We start from the raw sequence: 17,267 nt of genomic DNA on the forward strand, positions 1-17,267 counted from the left end.
CGGGGCCGGTCAGACCGGCTGCGGCGCGATGGCGGCGGCGATGGCATCCACCTCGGCACGCGGCGGCAGGCCGGGCGCGATGCGCTGGATGCGCGCGGCGGCGCAGGCCATGCCGAAGGCGGCCGCGCCGGGGAAGGTGCCGCCCTGCGCGAGCGCGGCGAGCGTGCCGGCCACCAGCGCGTCGCCCGCCCCCACCGTGGTGGCCACCGGCACGCGCGGTGCCTCGGCATGCCAGCGCCCCTGGGGCGTGGCGATCACCGCGCCATCGCCGCCGAGCGAGACGACCGCCTGCCGCACGCCGTAGCGCCGGCACAAATCGGACGCGGCCTGGGCCACCTCCGCCAGCGTGGGCAGCGCGCGGCCGGCCAGTTCTTCCAGCTCGGCCCGGTTGGGCTTGACGAGCGCCACCGGCACCGCCGGGCCGGTGGCCGGGTCGGACAGGCGCTGCAGCAGCTGCCGCAGCACGTCGCCGCCCGTGTCGATCACGATGTGCGCGCCCTGGGCCGCTAGGGCGCGCGCCAGCCGCTCCCACACGCCCGCCGCCGCGCCGGGCGGCAGGCTGCCGGCCAGCTCGCACCAGTCGCCGTACTGCACCTGCTGCTGCAGCGTGGCCAGCAACCGGGCTTCGGCCTGCGCCAGCGCCTCGGGCGGCAGGGACAGGCCGGGCAGGTTGATGTCGGTCGAGTCGCCCCGCCCGGCATCGGCCAGCTTGATGTTGGTGCGGGTGCTGCCCGCCACCCGCACCATGGCGTCAGCGATGCCGCTGGCGGCGAAGGCGGTGGTGAACACGCCGTCGTTCTCGGCGCCCAGCCAGCCGCTGGCGGTCACCGGCACGCCCAGGGCCGCCAGCACCGCCGCCACGCCGATGCCCTTGCCGCCGGCCTCGGTCTGCTGCCCCAGCGCCCGGTGCACGGCGCCGGGCACGAGCGTGGGAATGCGCACCGTCTGGTCGATGGCCGGGTTGAGCGTGATGGTGAACACGCGGGCAGGCGCGGCCGCGCCGGCCAGAACTTCGGGCGTCATGGCGCGGCCTTTCCCGGCATGGTACATGCCGCATCAAAAACGGTCCCAGCGCAATCAATACTATGGCATATCGCTATATTTTTCATAGCAAACCTCATGATGCATCCCCTGTATCGGCCACCGGGCCGGCCGGGCGCAGCGCGGCGCCCAGGGCGCGCACCTCGTCGGCGGTGTCCACGTCCAGCGCGCGGCGGGCGAGGTCCTGCAGCTCGGCCAGGGAATGGCGGCGCAGCAGCGCCTTGACGCTGCCGATGTCGCCGCTGCTCATGCTCAGCTCCTGCACGCCCAGGCCGGCCAGCAGCGCCGCGCCCAGCGGCTCGCCCGCCAGTCCGCCGCACACGCCCACCCAGCGCCCATGGGCCCGGGCGCCGGCGATGGTGCGTTCGATGAGCCGCAGCACCGAGGGGTGCAGGCTGTCGGCCATGCCGGCCAGCTCGGGGTGCTGCCGGTCCACCGCCAGCGCGTACTGCGTGAGGTCGTTGGTGCCGATGGAGAAGAAATCCACATGCGCCGCCAGCCGGTCGGCCATCAGCGCGGCCGAGGGCACCTCGATCATGATGCCCACGGGCACCTGGGGCGCGTCCAGCTCGCGGCGCACCGCTTCCATGCGCTGGCGCAGCTGGTGCACCTCTTCCACGGTGCTGATCATCGGGAACATGACCGACAGCGGGCCGTGCCGCGCCGCGCGGTACAGCGCCCGCAGCTGCGGCACCAGCAGGTCGTCGCGGCGCAGGCACAGCCGCGCGCCGCGCAGGCCGAGAAAGGGGTTGTCCTCCACCGGCAGGTCCAGGTGCGGCACCTGCTTGTCGCCGCCGATGTCCAGCGTGCGCACGATCAGCGGGCGGCCGTCCAGCGCCTCGACCATGGCGCGGTACACGGCGTACTGGTCGTCCTCGTCGGGCACCGCGTCGCGCTCCAGGAACAGAAATTCGGTGCGCATCAGGCCCACGCCCTCAGCCCCCGCCGCCAGCGCGTGCGTGGCCTGGTCGGCCCGGTTGGCATTGGCGGCGATCTCCACCGTGTGGCCGTCGGTGGTGGTGGCGGGCAGCTGGCGGGTGCGGGCCTCTTCCTCCTGCCGGCGGGCCAGGCGCTGCATGCGCTCGCGCGCCTCGATCAGCGCCGTCTCGCTTGGGCCCACGTAGAGCCGGCCCCGGTAGCCGTCCAGGATGGCGGACGTGCCGGCCGCGGCATCGGCGCCCAGCACGCCGGGGCCGGCCGCCACGACGGCGGGCAGCCCCAGGGCGCGCGCCAGGATGGCGGTGTGGGCAGTCGGGCCGCCGCGCGCGGTGCAAAAGCCCCGCACCTTGGCCGTGTCGATCTGCACGGTGACCGAGGGCGACAGGTCGTCCGCCAGCAAGATGGCATCGGCCGGCCACGCGGCGGCGGCGCCGCCTTCGGCCTCGTGTCCGCGCCCCAGCAGGTGGCGCAGCACGCGCTCGCCCACGTCCTGTACATCGGCCGCGCGCGCGGCCAGCGTGGCATCGGCCAGCGCACGCTGCGCGGCCACCCGCTCGCCCACCGCGCGGCGCCAGGCCCAGGCCACGCCGTGGCCCTGCACCACGCTGCGGCTGGTGGCCAGCAGCAGGTCGGCATCCTGCAGCAGGCCCGCGTGGGCGGTGAAGATACCCGCCTGCTCGGCCTTGCCCGCAGCGCGCGCGCCATCGGCCAGCTGCTGCAACTGCGCCAGCGCGGCGGCCAGGGCCTGGTCCAGCGCGGCGGCCTCGGCGGCCACCGAGGTGAAGCGGTCGTCCACCTCCAGCGCCGCGGCGCCGGCCTGCACCAGCGTGCCGATCACGAGGCCCGGGCTGGCCGCGATGCCGGTGAAGGTCTGGCGGGCCGTGGGCTGCCAGTCGCCCAGCTCGCGCCCCAGCCCTTGGGCCTGCGCCTGGCGCGCGGCGGACAGTTCGGCCTGGCGGCTTTCCTCCTCGCCCAGCCGCACGATGGTGTCGCGCAGGGCGGCCAGCGCCGCCGGGGCATCAGGGCCTTGTGCCGACAGGCGCAGCTGCGCGCCGCGCCCCGCGCCCAGGCTTAGGAGCGCGGCCAGGTTCTTGGCATCGGCCACCGTGTCGCCGCAGCGCACATGCACCCGCGCGGTGAAGCGCTTGACCGCTTGCGCCCATTGCCCGGCTGGGCGCGCATGCAGGCCGTTGGGGTAGTTGAGCGACAGCTTGTGGCCCAGCGGAAAGTCCTCCAGCCCGGCGGCCTCGGCCGCCCCTGCGGACTCCTCGCCCGTGAGCGCCCGCACGATCTCGCCGGCATCCCGCGTGGTCGCCAGACGGTCCATCAGGGGGTCGTCGCGCATCAGGCGGGTCAGGCGGCGCAGCACCGCGATGTGCTCGTCCGACGCGGCGGCAATGGCCACCACCAGGCGTGCCTGCTTGGCATCGTCGCCCCAGCGCACACCGCCCGGTACCTGCAGCACGGCCAGGCCGGTGCGCCGCACGAGGTGCTTGTCCTCGACCATGCCGTGCGGAATGGCCAGGCCCTGGCCCAGGAAGGTGTTGGCGACTTTCTCGCGCTGCAGCAGGCTGTCGGTGTAGGCGGGCTGGGCATGGCCGGCCTGGGCCAGCAGCGCGCCCGCGGCGCGCACGGCATCTTCTCGGTTGTGGGGCGCGGCGCCCAGGCGGACCTCGACCGGGATCGTGGACATGGTGCGATGTCTCCTTGTTTTGGTATCGATTCCAGAGCAGGATTATGAAACTGCTTTTCAGAGCGGACAAGGCTGCGAAGAACCCCTTTCCTATGGAAATTCGGGTAATCCCCTATGAATGAATGCCACGGCAACCCCCGCGAGGCAGCGCAGAATCAACGCCCTGGCCTGTCGCCGCCTGCGGCAAGATCGGCCGTCGCAAAGTGATTTCAGGAATCGATACCAGAACGCCGGTTTCTTTTGTAGGAGAAAGCCGCTTGGCCAGCATCAAGGACGTCGCGGAGCGCGCGGGCGTCTCCACCACCACCGTATCGCGCGTGCTGTCGAACCCCGCCGCCGTGAGCACGCCGCTGCGCGAGCGCGTCGAGCAGGCCATCGCCGCGCTCGCCTACCGCCCCAACCTGGCGGCCCGGCGCCTGCGCCAGCAGCGGGCCTCGCTGGTGGGGCTGATCGTCTCGGACATCCGCAGCCCGTTCTTCACCGACGTGGGCCGCGCGGTGGAGGACTTGGCCTACCGCCACGGCCTACGGCTCATCCTGTGCAACACCGATGAAGACCCGGCCAAGGAGCAGTCCTACCTCGAACTGATGGCCGACGAGCAGGCCAGCGGCGTGATCCTCTCGCCCACCATGGAAGGCCTCAAGCGCCTGCGGCCCGCCGACTGGCCGTTTCCGATGGTGCTGGTGGACCGCGCCCTCGACACCACCCGCGCCGACCGCGTCGTGCTGGACAACCGCGCGGCCGCCCGGCGGGCCACCGAACACCTGCTGGACGCCGGCTACCGCCGCATCGCTGTGCTGGCTGGCACGCACAGCACCACAGGCCAGGAGCGCCAGGCCGGCTACGCGGATGCGCTGCGCGAACGCGGGCTGGCGCCCGATCCGCACTGGGTCGCCCCCACGCGCGAGGCCGGCATGGCCACCGCCACGGCGCTGCTGGCGGGCACCGGCGGCGTGCCACGCCCGGACGCCTTGCTGGCCACGAACGGCCTGCTGCTGCTGGGCGCGGTGCACGCGATCCAGGCCGCGGGCCTGTCCATGCCGAACGACATCGGCCTGGCCGGCTTCGACAACAACGACTGGACGGCCTTGCCGGCCCTGGACGTGACGGTGATCGCGCAGCCCACCTACGACATCGGGCGCACCGCGGCCGAGTTGCTGCTGCAGCGGCTGGCAGAGCCCGAACGGACGGTGCGGCGGGTGGTGCTGGAAGGAGCGCTGCTGGCGCGGGGCTCCACGCGCAGGGGATGACGAGGCTGAGCTCGAAACGGTTGGCGGGGAATCGTCCGCCCAGCGATGCGCAGCACCACCCCATCCAGGCTCAGCGCCGTTGGCTGCCGCGCGCCATGCCCGATATCGCGTAGGTTCCCGCTGCTTTGACAAGGACCCGAATGGCATGGGTCTTTTCCACCGTGTCGTGCTCGTACTGCGCCTTGATCGCGATCTCGATTCCGCTACCCACCTTCCTGCACCGCATTTCCTGAATGGCGTACTGGCTGTGGTCGTCATTGAGTTCGGGAAACGCCAGGGTCCGGACCAACTCCGACCTCCGCTCCTGCGTCGGCTGCGTGAGCCACTGCACGTAGATCTCGCTGCCCGCCCCTTCGTGCACATCGACAACGACCACACGGTAGTAACCTGCCCGGTCCGCCTGGGTCCAGGCGCCGCAGGTTTCGACCTTTTGCACAGACAGGGGTAGGGATTCCACTTGGCGCGTGAGCAATGATTCGCTGGCTGTGGCGCCCAGTGGCAGGGCAAGGAATGCCATTAAGGCGATGCGGCTCATGACTCAGCGCATCCTTTTAATTTCAATCTGATTATTATCTGCTCTGCAATCGCAACCATTGACTTACACGAGTCTCAATGATTTTTTAAACTCCATCGCTCTGCGGAAGAATTTTAAAAATTTATTTCTTTTCAAAAACAGAAGAGTCAGCATTCGTTACCGCATTAGAAATGATAGGAAATATTTCTTTATACAATCCGACACCTGCCCTTCCAAAGCGCTCTTCAACATCGTTCTCAAAAAATTCCTGCCTGTTCGCAAAACACTTATTGGTCAGTGCGCATCCTTCAACCGCGTATGCATCGAACGATCCACCACAATTGCCTTCCATGATGTTGCACGAAGCCGCCAACCACGCCGTCGTAAATATTTGATGTGCCCCTTCCTGTTTATACGACTTGCCGTTCAACCATATTCCATCACCATTTTCATAAAAAAGAGCCGCCGAAAACTGCTCCAAAAGGAGCGGATCACGGGAATCAAAGATTTTCCGAACGATTTGGGCTCGCTCTTGATTACCAAGCGCTTTACCAGCAGTTGAGTCAATCAGCTTGATGTAGGGATCGCCGCCTTGGCTGGCAGCTTGACGTATCGCCCTGATATGCTCGGGCGAAATTTCAGACTCGATGAAGGATGAACACCTTTCCTCGCGCAGAATTTTTGCCGCCTCTTGCTCTCGAGACTGTGCTACCCAATCCAACCGCGCCTGATCCCTTTTGGTGGCCGCGCAGCGCATCACGATATTCAAGGCATAAAGCCCGCCTCCTTTATCGAAATTTTGCATTGCATCAAGATAGACCTTCCTTAAATTTCTTGACTCATGGAAATTTTTCGCCAAGCTATTTACAACTTTTCCAGCCGGGGCTTCCACTTGACGAGTTGACACCTCCTCATGATCCGCAAGATTTTCCCCCACTCCGGCGCTGAACGGAGGCGGCGCAGATTTGGCACCATTATTCGTTTGCATCTTTGGAGCAGCCCCCCCTCCAAAAGACAGATGGTTCCACGCCAATATAGCGAAAATCCCAACAACCACGCAGGACACTGCTATTTTTTGCATCATCCGCATACCGGATGCGGCGTCACTACGCCAGCAGGAGTACTCCCGGGCTCAAGGGTGCCCGGCATGGGCGACCCTGGAGTCACAGTGGAGAATAGCGGTGAAATCACTGCCCACTGCTCTTTATAGCCATCAGCATAAATAACGACAAAATACCCTTTTCTATCAACCGAGTTATTGATACCAAATCGAGTCCAAAAAGTATCAAAGAGCTTGAGGCGGCGGTAAACCTCTTCCGCTGCAATCCAACGCTCGGTTACGCTGCTCTGGGAAGTGACCTCTTTACTAGACCCAGAAGAACTACACCTTACGCTGCTCGCATCTGCAAATGAAGCAGCACCGGCAATAAGAATAGGATATTCATCAAAGGGCACAGCCCCTCCCTGGCCACCGCCATAACTGTAGGTATCGTAGCCAAAGCTATAGTAGCCCTGAGCAGTCACGGTAACCTGTGGAAGTGTTTGAGCGAATGCAACCAACGGCAAAGCAAAGACGAGCGGAGCCAAAATACGTTTCATTTTCCCTCCCAGAAAGTTATGCATGCAATGCGAAACATTCGCAATACTATCAAGACATTCTGGCATAGCAAAATTTTTCTGATGCCGCGGCCATAAGAATGTAGAACTATTCATAGGTTCTGTTGCAAAAAGCCCATGGTCGATGGCAGCCAGAGCTTCCGCCAGATAAGCCAAACCGAAAGCAGAAGCAAATCTATTTCTCAATATAAGATTTGCACAACATAACACTTGTATCAGTAGGTTCGCCACACCGGGCGAACATCCATTCCTTATTCCTGGCGCGGGCTGACCTTGCCGGCCGCCAACTTGGCCCGCTCCCGCGCCACCTCGACGTCGGCATCGAACGCCAGCGCCACGCCCATGCGCCGCTTCACGAAACTCTCGGGCTTGCCGAACAGGCTCAGGTCGGTGTTCGACACGCGCGTGGCCCCGGCTCACCGCCGTTGCTGCAGCCAGGCCATGAGGGCCCCCTTCTCCATCGGCATGGCGATGTGGTAGCCCTGGCCCTCGTGGCAGCCCATGTCCAGCAGGGCACGCAGCGCCGCGGCATCCTCGATGCCCTCGGCCAGCACCTGCAGCCCGAGCTTGCGGCCCAGTTGCGCCACCATTTCCGCGATGCGAACGCCGTGCGGCTCGCCCAGGTGGCGCACGAAGGAGCGGTCGATCTTGATGCGGTCGAGCGCCAGCCGCTCCAGGTAGCTCAGCGAGGAATAGCCCGTGCCGAAATCGTCGATCGCGATGGAGATGCCTTGCGCGCGCAGGCTGGACAGGGTCGAGTTCAGCAATTGGGTGGGCAGCGCGGCCACCGACTCCGTGATCTCCAGCTCCAGTTGCGGCCCCTGGAGCCCGCTGTCCGCCAGGGCCGCGCAGACCGTGTCGAAAAAAGCGGGGTCCTGCAACTGCACGGACGACACGTTGACCGCCATGCGCCCGGGTGCATGGCCCGCCTCCAGCAACTCCCGCATGCAGGCGCACGCGGTGGACAGCACCCACTTGCCCAGCGCCACGATGAGTCCCGAATGCTCGGCCACCGGAATGAACTGGTCGGGCGATATCAGCTGGCCGTCGTCCGCGCGCCAGCGCACCAGGGCTTCCAGCCCCACCAGGCGCCGGGTCGCCAGGTCGATCTGGGGTTGGTAGACCAGAAAGAGCTTGGCCGTGTCGATGGCCGCCCGCAGATCGGACAGCAGCAGCGCCCGGGTGCGGGCCTCGGCCCCCATGTGGTCCGAATATTCCACGTGCTGACCGCGGTGGTCGCGCTTGGCGCGCTTCAAGGCGATGGTGGCGTCCTTGACGAGATCGGCGCCCGCCTGCGGCACCTCGGGCAGGAAGACATAGCCGCAGGTGAGCGACACCTTTTGCGCCACGCCATTCACCGCCAGGGGCCGGCGGACGCAGTCCAGCAGCCGCTGCAGCGACACCTGCGCCACCGCCCCCAGCACGCCGAACGTGTCCGCCCCCAGGCGGGCCAGCAGCACGCCCGGTGGCAGTGCCGCGGACAGCGCGCGGGCGACCCGCTCCAGCAGGCAGTCCCCGAAGCGGTGGCCCATGACGTCGTTGGTGGCGCTGAAATCGTCGATGTCGAGCAGCGCCAGGATGTGACCGCGCGTGCCGAGGCGAGCGCACTCGTCCACCTTCTCGACGAAGTGCGCGCGGTTGGGCAGGCGGACCAGCGGGTCGTAATAGGCGTATTCGTGCAGCCGCGCGAGCAGGCCGTGGTTGTGCAGCAGGGTACCCAGGTTGGCGCAGAAGACATCCAGCATCTGGGTATCGAGCGCACCGCGCGCCGCGGGCACGTCGATGAAGACGGCCATGCCCTGCCGGCCCTGGTGCCCGATGTACAGCGCCACGCCGCCATCGGCGGCATACCCATTGCAGCGGCCCTCCAGCACACGGCGCAGCACGCTCCACTCGGGCCGGGCGGCAACGGCATCGAACGGGCCGTCAGCGAGGACGGCGAACCGGCCGGCGGCCGCCAGCACCTGGAACCGGCCCGCAGTCTCTCCCTGCTGCGCGCACACCAGCGCATGGCATGCGACGCCCAGCAATGCCGCCAGCTGGGTGATGACGCCCGAGGCGAAAGCCCGCGGATCGGTGGTCTCCAGCAAGGACGCGCTGGACCGCACGATGAGTTCCAGGCTGCGGCGGCTGGCCTCGGCGGCGCACAGCCGCTGGTAGGACCGCACGGAGGTGACGACCAGGGCCAGCAGCCGGTCATGCGTCAGCTCGGACTTGGGGCGGTAGTCGTTGATGTCGTACTGCAGCAGGGTGTCCAGGTCCATGACTGGCCCGGGCTGGCCCGTTCGCAGCACGATGCGCGCGTTGGGCAGGCGGGCGGCGTGGCGGATGAAGTCCACCAGCGCCAGGGCGGTGCCGGCCGCCGCGCCGGTGCCGCCCACCGGCTCCGAAGCCACGTCGAGCAGCACCATCGCCACGTTCGGCTCGCCCATCAGCAACGCACGCGCTTCTTCGCCCGAAAAAGCGTGCCGCGGCGCCAGGGCGCGGCCGAAAAGCGTGCGGCCCTGCAGCGCTGCGCGCATGGCCGCATGCACGCCTGCGTCGCTGTCCACGACGAGGATGCGCCAGTCGGGCTCGCCCTGCGGGTCGCGGGTGCGGACGGCGCGCGCGGCGGCGACTTCCGGCGCTGGACAGTCGGGCGCCACCCCGGCGTTCATGCGGCAGGCAGGTGGCGGCTGCACGGGGCGAGCGACACGCGATTGCGGCCGCCGCGCTTGGCAACGTACAAGGCTTCGTCCGCCAGACCGTAGGCGTTGTCGAAGGTACCGCCCTGCGCCAGGCAGCTCAGCCCGAAGCTGGCAGTGATGCCGCTGCCATCGGGCAGGTCGAAACGGTGGGACTCGATGGCCTGGCGCAAGGCCTCGGCCACCGGCATCGCCGTATCGTGGCCCTGCCCCGGCAGCACCACGGTGAATTCCTCGCCGCCGACCCGGCCGACCTGCGCGGTCGGGGGCACGACGGCCTGCAGGCAGGCGACCACGCCCAGGATCACCCGGTCGCCCACCGGGTGGCCGAAACTGTCGTTGATGCGCTTGAAATGGTCGATGTCCAGCACGATCAACGCGAGGCCGCCGCTTCGCAACTGCTGGTTGACCCGCTCGATGATGGCCGCCCGGTTGAGCACGCCGGTCAGCGGGTCGTGGTTGGCCCGGTACTCCAACTGGGCTGCCAGGTCCTGCAGCCGCAGGTTCAGCTGGTTCATGTCCAGTTCCGCCCGGTCGCTGCGGCGCACCAGGCGACGCGTCTCCCGCAGCAGCCGCTCGTAGGCGACCAGCAGATCGCCCAGCGCCTGCCGGCAGGGGGCCTCTTCCAGGCCTTCATGGCGCTGGTAGACGCTGCGTGCGACCAGCAAGGCCTGGTTTTCGGCTTCGAACAGGTCCGGGGGGGTCGCGGCGTCCATGGGCATCAGGCCGCGCTGACGGGGTGGGTCGAGAAATGGATGGCGGGAAAGTCTTCGCTGAGCTCCTGGCCGAATTCGAGGATGGTGTCGTCTTCCTCATCGTGGTACCAGTGCACCACGATCTCGTTGCCCGCGCCGGCCGCATCGCTGAGCGCCTCGATCAGGTTGAAGAGCATCTTGGTGCTCGAGCTGTTGAAGTAGGCGAGCGCGATGCTCACCTCGATTTTGGTGTCGACCTGCTCGGCCAGATAGGCCCTGAGCTGCGTGAGAACGTCGCCATAGAACGCCGCGGCATTCTCGGGGTAGGACTCGCCGCGCAAGCTCAGCGCGTGGGCGTCGAACTTGAAGTCCACCTCCGGTGAACTGGGGGTCGGTGCGATGTAGAGGTTGTCCATCTGTGATCTCGATTCGTTTGCGGGCTTGGCGCGTCAGATCGCCGCTTTCAGATAGAACACCGGCGCCTGGTCGGGTCCTTGCGTCGCGTCGAAGCCAAATTCCAGCGGTTCGCGGGCGTCGCGGGCCATGGTGAGGAACCCCATGCCTGCGCCCTTGCTGCCCTCGGGGGTCTCCTCGCGCAGGGTCTGGCGGTAGGCCTGCTTGATCTCTTCCAGCGTCATGCTGCGCAGCGCGGCCAGCTTCTCGCGCAGTTCGTCGGCGATACGCGGCTCCACCGGGTTGGCGCACAGCAGCAGGAAGCTGCCGTCGGCCTCGCGGCGGATGCATACCGAGCCGTGGCGCAGTTCGCCGTTGTCATGGCTGGGGGGCGTGAGCGTATCGGCGGAGTAATGGATGATGTTCTGCGCCATCTCCACGAAGGACGAGAACAGCTTGCGCCGCGTCGGTCCCGCCACGTCGGCGACCTCCAGCTGCAGTTTCACCGCATCGGCCATGGCCGCGATGATGTTCTGCGAGAAGTAGCCCACGTAGTAGAAGATGACGCGGTGCTGCCTGGCCAGGTTGAAGAAGGAACCGGGGTTTTCAGCGTTCATGAACGAGGACATGGCGGATTTCCGTCTCAGGTGCGAAAGCAAAAAAAGGTGAGGTCGTCGCGGCGGTGGTGATCGCCCTGGCCCTGCCACTGCTCCAGCGCATCGAGCACGGCCCGGTTGATCTCCGCGGGCGTGCGCTCCCGCTGCTCGAAGAGCAACTCCCGCACGCGGCGTTTTCCCAGCGCGATCGCGCGCGGGCCGCCCACCTGGTCGATCAGGCCGTCGGTGCTGACGAAAAGCAGCGTGCCGGGGGGCAGGATCAGCTCCTGGTTGTTCCAGGCGAAATCGAAGTCGCTGTCCACGTAGCCCACGCCTTTGCGCTGTCCTTCGATGATCTCGACCGCGTCGGCGCCGGGCCGCACCAGGAACAGCGACAGCCGCGCCCCCGCGAAGACCAGGCGCCCCTGCGCCGGCTCGAACCAGAAGCAGGCGGCATCCATGCCGTCGTTGGAGCGCTCCGTGCCTTCCTGCGCATCCTGCTGCCCCAGCATCTGCTTGATGCTGCGGTTCACGCTGCCCAGCAGCTGCGCGGGATCGCGGGCGCCGTGCTGCTTGATCGCCTGGTTGAGGCTGGTGGAGGCGATCAGGGTCATGAAGGCGCCCGGCACGCCATGGCCCGTGCAGTCGGCGACGGTGGCGAACCAGCCGTCAGGCTCGGTGCTGAACTGGTAGAAGTCGCCCCCGACCACGTCGCGCGGCTCCCAGACCAGGTGCGCGCCGGGGCACACGCGTGCCAGCGCCTCGAGCGAGCTGCGCAGCGTGGACTGCTGGATCACGCTCGCGTATTCGATGCTGTGCATGACCTGGCGGTTGCGCGAGGCCTGCATGTCGGCCACCACACGCATCAGCTGCAGCCCGTTGCCCACGCCGATGAAGGCCCCCTCGTGGGTGATGATGAAGCCATCGGACAGGGCCTTTTCGCCGCATTCCACCGTCTTGAACGTCAGCGCCTCGATGTCCAGCGCGGCATCGACGATCAGCGGCTCCTTGTCCATGAACGCGATGCAGCTCTTGCGGCCGTAGAGCTCCATGCGAAACGGCTTGCTCATCTGGGAGAGGAAGATGTTCCGGTTGATCAGCCCGATGGGCTGCCTGCCCTCCACGACGGGCAGGCTGACGAGGTCGCGGTGCTGGCCGAACACCTCCATGACCTGTTCGTTGGTCTGGTCGGTCGTCATGCAGGGCACCATGTTGCACAGGTCCGCCGCACTGGGCTGACGGAAACGGGGCCGAAAGCTGCTCAGGTACTCGGAATTTGCGGACATGGGGGCCAAGGGGGCTGTTTGTTAGCAAATGTTATTCATTTCATATTTCGCCGCGATGACAGGATGGTGACGGTTTGGCGCTGCGCAAAAGGCAGCACGGCAGGCCAATGCATCGCAGAGCAGCAAGTTCGGACCCTGCGCACCCTTTTCGCCCGCGGCTCCGGCCATGGCGCAGGGCTCTGCAGCCTCTTGCCACATCCCTTTCCACAGAAGTGCCCTGCGCCTCGAAAAGATGCTCCCCGTCCATCGCTCAACGCCGCCCCGCCAAAGGCCGGTCTCGGAGGCATCCCCTTCGGCGCCGCGCCCCACGGACCGCCTGATTCCCCCGTCTCCTGAGAGCCTGGAAGGCGGGCCGAAGCTTGCGAGGCGTCCCCGCCCCGACACCACGCCCGACGCGGCCCCAGCCGCTGCCGAAACCCTCCGTCCACGGGGCAATTTCCTCACGCGCATGCTGCGCTCGCCGCTGCATCAGAGCGCGGCATCGCCTTCCCGCTCACCGCTGCACGCATCCTCCGGTTCGGCCCCGCGCTCGCCGCTGCATCCCTCGACCGCCAGCCCGCCGTCAGACATGGCGCGGGGAATCGACACCTGGCTGAAGCAAAGCCTGGCGACGGCCCAGGGCGATGCGGCAGGCGCGACGTCCTCCACCAGCGCTGCCACTGCAGACGCCGTCCCCGCAGTGCGAAAAAAACTGAAGCAGGCCGCCGCCGCCATGAAAGAGGCCGCAGCCTCAGGGAACACGGCGCTGACCCTGGACGATTTTCCTGGCAAGACGCTGCCGCAGGCCCTGGGCGACATGCAGTCGCTGCAAGCCTTGATAGTGCGCGGCACGGCGCTCACGGAATTGCCCGACAACATCGGCGCGATGCAGCGTCTCACGACGCTGACCCAGACCGGCGGCAAATACGAGCGCCTGCCGGGCAGCTTGACCGAGCTGAAGAACCTGAATCACCTCGAACTGCGCGACGTGTCCCGCCTGAGAGCGCTTCCGGAGACTCTCGGGCAGCTCAAGAACCTCCGCTTCCTGACCGTGCAATCCGCTCGCCGGCTGCAATCGCTGCCTGCCAGCCTGACAGACTTGCGGCTGCTGCGAGAACTGGATCTGCAGAACAACAAGCGCCTCGAAAAGCTGCCGATCGCCCTGGGCAAGCTACGGGGCCTGGCATCGCTTTACTTGAACGGTTGCTCCGCTTTGCGTGAGTTGCCCGCGAGCATCGGCGACCTGTCCAATCTGCGCACGCTGGACCTGCGAGGCACCGGGATCACACGCCTGCCGCGCACCCTCGCCAGGCTGCCGGCGCACTGCAATATCCTGGTGCCGGAATCGCTGAACGCCCAGCTGGAGCAGATCCGCAATCCCCAGGCAGCGGGCGCGGCCGGCCCCTCCCATGCAGTCCGCAGGCCTGCCAACGCGCCGTCGCGCTCCGCCGTACGGCCGGACGCACGGCTGACCGAACTCGGCAACGAGTTGAGACGCATCGACGAGGACCTGGCCCGGCATTTCGAGCGATGGGCACAAGGCCTCAGCATCCAGGGCAGATTCGGCGCACAGCGATTGACCCATGACACCATCGACATGGTCGAGGAAGTCGTGGCCGAAGCGGTCGGGTCCGAAACCTATCGCAGTTCATTCGCCGAGTTTGTCGACGCGCATGCCCCCAGGCAGCGCAACCCCCTGGACGGCGTGACGATCGCAGGAGGGGCGCCGGAGATCGAGGGCGATGTCCGGACCGCCTATTCGCATCTGCTGGAGCACCGGATCCTGCACACGAAGGACCGTGAAGAAGCGCTTTCCCTCGTGACGCAGGCGCTGCAGGATCCCGAGATGCGGATGTCGCGGCATCGCCTTCTGGAGGAATGGGACCCCGTGGCCCTGCGGGAGCAAATGTGGCCCCCGCTGCGCGCCTACGTCACCCTGCACGACAAGAAAGGCGCCGCCGCCATGGAAAAGGCCGCTGGCAAAGCCGTGGCGGCCTTCGAGAAGGCCGAGAAAGGCCGGATGACGGACAACGCGGCCAGTGAACGGAACAAGAAGGAGCAGGGGATCGCGAATGCGGCCATCCAGCAACGGGCCGCGCAACTGGTCAAGGAATGGGGGTTCACCCGCTGAGGCAGCGCCCCACCCGTGGTTCAGCCCCTCGGCCCATACCGCAGACCGCCCGTGACCTGGCAGCCGGCTGGAAAGGTCACCCCTTGCGTGGCCTGACCTTGCCGGCCGCCAGCTTGGCCCGCTCGCGCGCCACCTCGACATCGGCATCGAACGCCAGCGCCACGCCCATGCGCCGCTTCACGAAACTCTCGGGCTTGCCAAACAGGCGCAGGTCGGTGTTCGGCACGCGCAGGGCCTCATCCACGCCGTCGAAGGCGATGCCTTGCGCATCCATGCCGCCGTAGATGACGGCGCTGGCACCCGGGCTGCGCAGGGCGGTGTTGACGGGCAGGCCCAGGATGGCGCGGGCGTGCAGCTCGAACTCGCTCTGCACCTGCGTGGCCAGGGTGACCAGGCCCGTGTCGTGCGGGCGGGGGCTCACCTCGCTGAACCACACGGCATCGCCCTTCACGAACAGTTCCACCCCGAAGAGCCCCTGGCCGCCGAGGTCGTCGGTCACGGCCTTGGCGATCTCACGGGCGCGCTCCAGGGCCGCGGGGCGCATGGGCTGGGGCTGCCAGCTTTCCACGTAGTCGCCGCTGACCTGGATGTGGCCGATGGGTTCGCAAAAGTGCGTTTCGGGCTGGCCGCCTTCGCCGAGCGCGCGCACGGTGAGCAGGGTGATCTCGTAGTCGAAGTCGATGAAGCCTTCGACGATGACGCGGCCATGGCTCACGCGGCCGCCGGCCATGGCGTAGTCCCAGGCCTTTTGCACGTCGGCCGGGCCGTCGATCTTGCTCTGGCCCTTGCCGGAGCTGCTCATCACGGGCTTGACGATGCAGGGGTAGCCGATGCCGCCGTCAATGGCCGCCTGCAGCTCTTCCAGCGAATTGCAGAATTGGTAGGGGCTGGTGGGCAGGCCCAGCGTTTCGGCGGCCAGGCGGCGGATGCCTTCGCGGTCCATGGTCAGGCGCGCGGCACGGGCGGTGGGAATCACGCGCACGGTGCCGGCGGCCTCCAGCTCTTCGAGCATGGGCGTGGCGATGGCCTCGATCTCGGGCACCACGAGGTGGGGCCGCTCGGCCTCGATGAGCGCCTTGAGCTGGGCCGGATCGCTCATGGTGATGGTGCGCGCGTGGTGGGCCACCTGCTGGCCGGGCGCGTTCTCGTAGCGGTCCACGGCAATGGTCTCCACGCCCAGGCGCTGCAGGGCGATGAGGACTTCCTTGCCCAGCTCGCCCGAGCCGAGCAGCATGACTTTGGTGGCCGAGGGCGAAAGGGGGGTGCCGAGAGTGGTCATAGCAGGTGAAGGGATGGAATGAAGAAGAAGGGTCGGGAAAAAACGGGGGCGCGGTCCCGGAGGACGGCGAACAATAATAGACGCCCATGGCGCACCCCCCCCTTCTCCAGATCGATCACCTGCACAAGCGCTACGGCGATGCCACGGTGGTCGACGATGTCTCGTTCTCCATCGCGCCCGGCGAATGCCTGGGCGTCATCGGCCCCAACGGCGCCGGCAAGACCACCACCATCCGCATGTGCCTGGGCCTGACCGCGCCCGACGGCGGCAGCGTGCATTTCCACCCGGAAGGGGCCGGCACGCCGCTGGCCATGCCCCAGGACGCGCTGGCCATCAAGGCGCAGCTGGGCGTGGTGACGCAGTTCGACACGCTGGACCCGGACTTCACCTGCGCGGAGAACCTGCGCATCTTCGGCCGCTACTTCGGGCTCAAGGGCGCGGTGATGCAGGAGCGCGTGCCGCGCCTGCTGGAGTTCGCGGCACTCACGCACAAGGCCGGCGCCAAGCCGGGCGAGCTGTCGGGCGGGATGAAGCGGCGCCTGTCGCTGGCCCGCGCCCTGGTGAACGACCCGCGCCTGCTGCTGCTGGACGAGCCCACCACCGGCCTGGATCCGCAGGCCCGCCACCTGATGTGGGAGCGCCTGCAATTGCTGGTGCAGCAGGGCAAGTCGATCCTGCTGACCACGCATTTCATGGACGAGGCCGAGCGCCTGTGTTCGCGCCTGCTGGTGCTGGACCACGGCCGCAAGATCGCCGAAGGCCGCCCGCGCGAGCTGATCGCCGAGCACCTGGAGCCCGACGTGGTGGAGCTGTTCGGCGTGGGCGCCGTGGCGCTCGCCGAAGACGCCGCCCTGCGCCCGCTCGCCGCCCGGGTGGAGGTGAGCGGCGAGACGGTGTTTTTCTACACGCACGACGCCCGGCCGCTGCTGGCCGCCCTCAGCACGCACGGGCACCTGCGCACGCTGCACCGGCCGGCCAACCTGGAAGACCTGTTCCTGAAACTCACCGGCCGGCAGATCCGCGAAGACGGCTGAACCGGCCGCCTGGTAAAAAAGCCGGGCCGCGCGGCTTTCGAAAAAAATATTTCGCGCGGCCTGCATCCAAACGGCGTTCCCATGGGTAGTACCTGCAGCAGCGGAGATTGCTGCTGCTTTTTTCAACCCAACCGAA

The 17,267-nt window shown here is 67.3% G+C and carries 14 protein-coding genes and 2 pseudogenes; 4 read left to right on the forward strand and 12 right to left on the reverse strand.

What is annotated here, in order from left to right:
• Nucleotides 1–9: 9 nt before the first annotated feature.
• Together AVMA1855_RS12180 and ptsP are read right to left on the reverse strand one after the other, a co-directional pair.
• The gene (locus AVMA1855_RS12180) at nt 10–1,023 is read right to left on the reverse strand and encodes a 1-phosphofructokinase family hexose kinase (protein WP_284425900.1); all 1,014 of its coding nucleotides are present in this window, start codon (nt 1,021–1,023) and stop codon (nt 10–12) included.
• Between the two features lie 94 nt (nt 1,024–1,117).
• Complete coding sequence (gene ptsP / locus AVMA1855_RS12185) at nt 1,118–3,673, reverse strand: phosphoenolpyruvate--protein phosphotransferase (RefSeq protein ID WP_284425901.1); 2,556 nt, start codon at nt 3,671–3,673, stop codon at nt 1,118–1,120.
• A 257-nt stretch (nt 3,674–3,930) separates the two neighbouring features.
• On the opposite strand from ptsP, the gene AVMA1855_RS12190 reads away from it, so the two are divergent.
• Nucleotides 3,931–4,923: a LacI family DNA-binding transcriptional regulator gene (locus AVMA1855_RS12190; protein WP_284425902.1), complete on the forward strand. Its 993-nt coding sequence runs from the start codon at nt 3,931–3,933 to the stop codon at nt 4,921–4,923.
• A gap of 70 nt (nt 4,924–4,993) precedes the next feature.
• Here the strand turns inward: AVMA1855_RS12190 and AVMA1855_RS12195 are convergent, their stop codons facing one another.
• The 9 genes and pseudogenes from AVMA1855_RS12195 to AVMA1855_RS12235 all read right to left on the reverse strand — a co-directional run bounded on the left by AVMA1855_RS12195 (nt 4,994) and on the right by AVMA1855_RS12235 (nt 12,708).
• Nucleotides 4,994–5,458, reverse strand: coding sequence for a hypothetical protein (locus AVMA1855_RS12195; protein WP_284425903.1), 465 nt, complete (start codon nt 5,456–5,458; stop codon nt 4,994–4,996).
• Between the two features lie 121 nt (nt 5,459–5,579).
• On the reverse strand, nt 5,580–6,527 hold the full coding sequence (locus AVMA1855_RS12200) for a hypothetical protein (protein ID WP_284425904.1): 948 nt from the start codon (nt 6,525–6,527) through the stop codon (nt 5,580–5,582).
• Entirely contained in the window at nt 6,518–7,285 is a 768-nt protein-coding gene (locus AVMA1855_RS12205; RefSeq protein WP_284425905.1) for a hypothetical protein, read from the reverse strand. Before AVMA1855_RS12205 ends, AVMA1855_RS12200 begins: the two co-directional genes overlap by 10 nt.
• 20 nt (nt 7,286–7,305) lie before the next feature.
• Nucleotides 7,306–7,464 (reverse strand): annotated as a pseudogene (locus AVMA1855_RS12210) (formate-dependent phosphoribosylglycinamide formyltransferase); the annotation flags it as partial.
• Between the two features lie 6 nt (nt 7,465–7,470).
• A complete protein-coding gene (locus AVMA1855_RS12215; RefSeq protein ID WP_502870322.1) occupies nt 7,471–9,711 on the reverse strand; it encodes a putative bifunctional diguanylate cyclase/phosphodiesterase in 2,241 nt (746 codons plus the stop codon).
• Complete coding sequence (locus AVMA1855_RS12220) at nt 9,708–10,454, reverse strand: GGDEF domain-containing protein (protein WP_284402849.1); 747 nt, start codon at nt 10,452–10,454, stop codon at nt 9,708–9,710. Before AVMA1855_RS12220 ends, AVMA1855_RS12215 begins: the two co-directional genes overlap by 4 nt.
• Before the next feature lie 5 nt (nt 10,455–10,459).
• Entirely contained in the window at nt 10,460–10,849 is a 390-nt protein-coding gene (locus tag AVMA1855_RS12225) for a DUF1987 domain-containing protein (RefSeq protein WP_272567110.1), read from the reverse strand.
• Between the two features lie 33 nt (nt 10,850–10,882).
• A complete protein-coding gene (locus AVMA1855_RS12230; protein WP_272549253.1) occupies nt 10,883–11,455 on the reverse strand; it encodes a SiaB family protein kinase in 573 nt (190 codons plus the stop codon).
• Nucleotides 11,456–11,469: 14 nt separating this feature from the next.
• Nucleotides 11,470–12,708 (reverse strand): SpoIIE family protein phosphatase, encoded by a 1,239-nt coding sequence (locus AVMA1855_RS12235; RefSeq protein WP_284425906.1) that lies wholly within the window; start codon nt 12,706–12,708, stop codon nt 11,470–11,472.
• Nucleotides 12,709–13,156: 448 nt separating this feature from the next.
• Here AVMA1855_RS12235 and AVMA1855_RS12240 point away from each other — a divergent pair, with 448 nt between their 5' ends.
• Nucleotides 13,157–14,818, forward strand: coding sequence for a leucine-rich repeat domain-containing protein (locus tag AVMA1855_RS12240; protein ID WP_284425907.1), 1,662 nt, complete (start codon nt 13,157–13,159; stop codon nt 14,816–14,818).
• A gap of 76 nt (nt 14,819–14,894) precedes the next feature.
• On the opposite strand, the gene purT is transcribed toward AVMA1855_RS12240, so the two are convergent.
• The gene (gene purT / locus AVMA1855_RS12245; RefSeq protein WP_284425908.1) at nt 14,895–16,097 is read right to left on the reverse strand and encodes a formate-dependent phosphoribosylglycinamide formyltransferase; all 1,203 of its coding nucleotides are present in this window, start codon (nt 16,095–16,097) and stop codon (nt 14,895–14,897) included.
• A 161-nt stretch (nt 16,098–16,258) separates the two neighbouring features.
• On the opposite strand from purT, the pseudogene AVMA1855_RS26715 reads away from it, so the two are divergent.
• Together AVMA1855_RS26715 and AVMA1855_RS26720 are read left to right on the forward strand one after the other, a co-directional pair.
• A pseudogene (locus AVMA1855_RS26715) lies at nt 16,259–16,774 on the forward strand (ATP-binding cassette domain-containing protein); the annotation flags it as partial.
• Between the two features lie 15 nt (nt 16,775–16,789).
• On the forward strand, nt 16,790–17,131 hold the full coding sequence (locus AVMA1855_RS26720; protein ID WP_498739044.1) for an ATP-binding cassette domain-containing protein: 342 nt from the start codon (nt 16,790–16,792) through the stop codon (nt 17,129–17,131).
• Nucleotides 17,132–17,267 lie beyond the last annotated feature (136 nt).

Source organism: Acidovorax sp. SUPP1855 (assembly GCF_030158955.1).
Lineage (GTDB): Bacteria > Pseudomonadota > Gammaproteobacteria > Burkholderiales > Burkholderiaceae_C > Paracidovorax.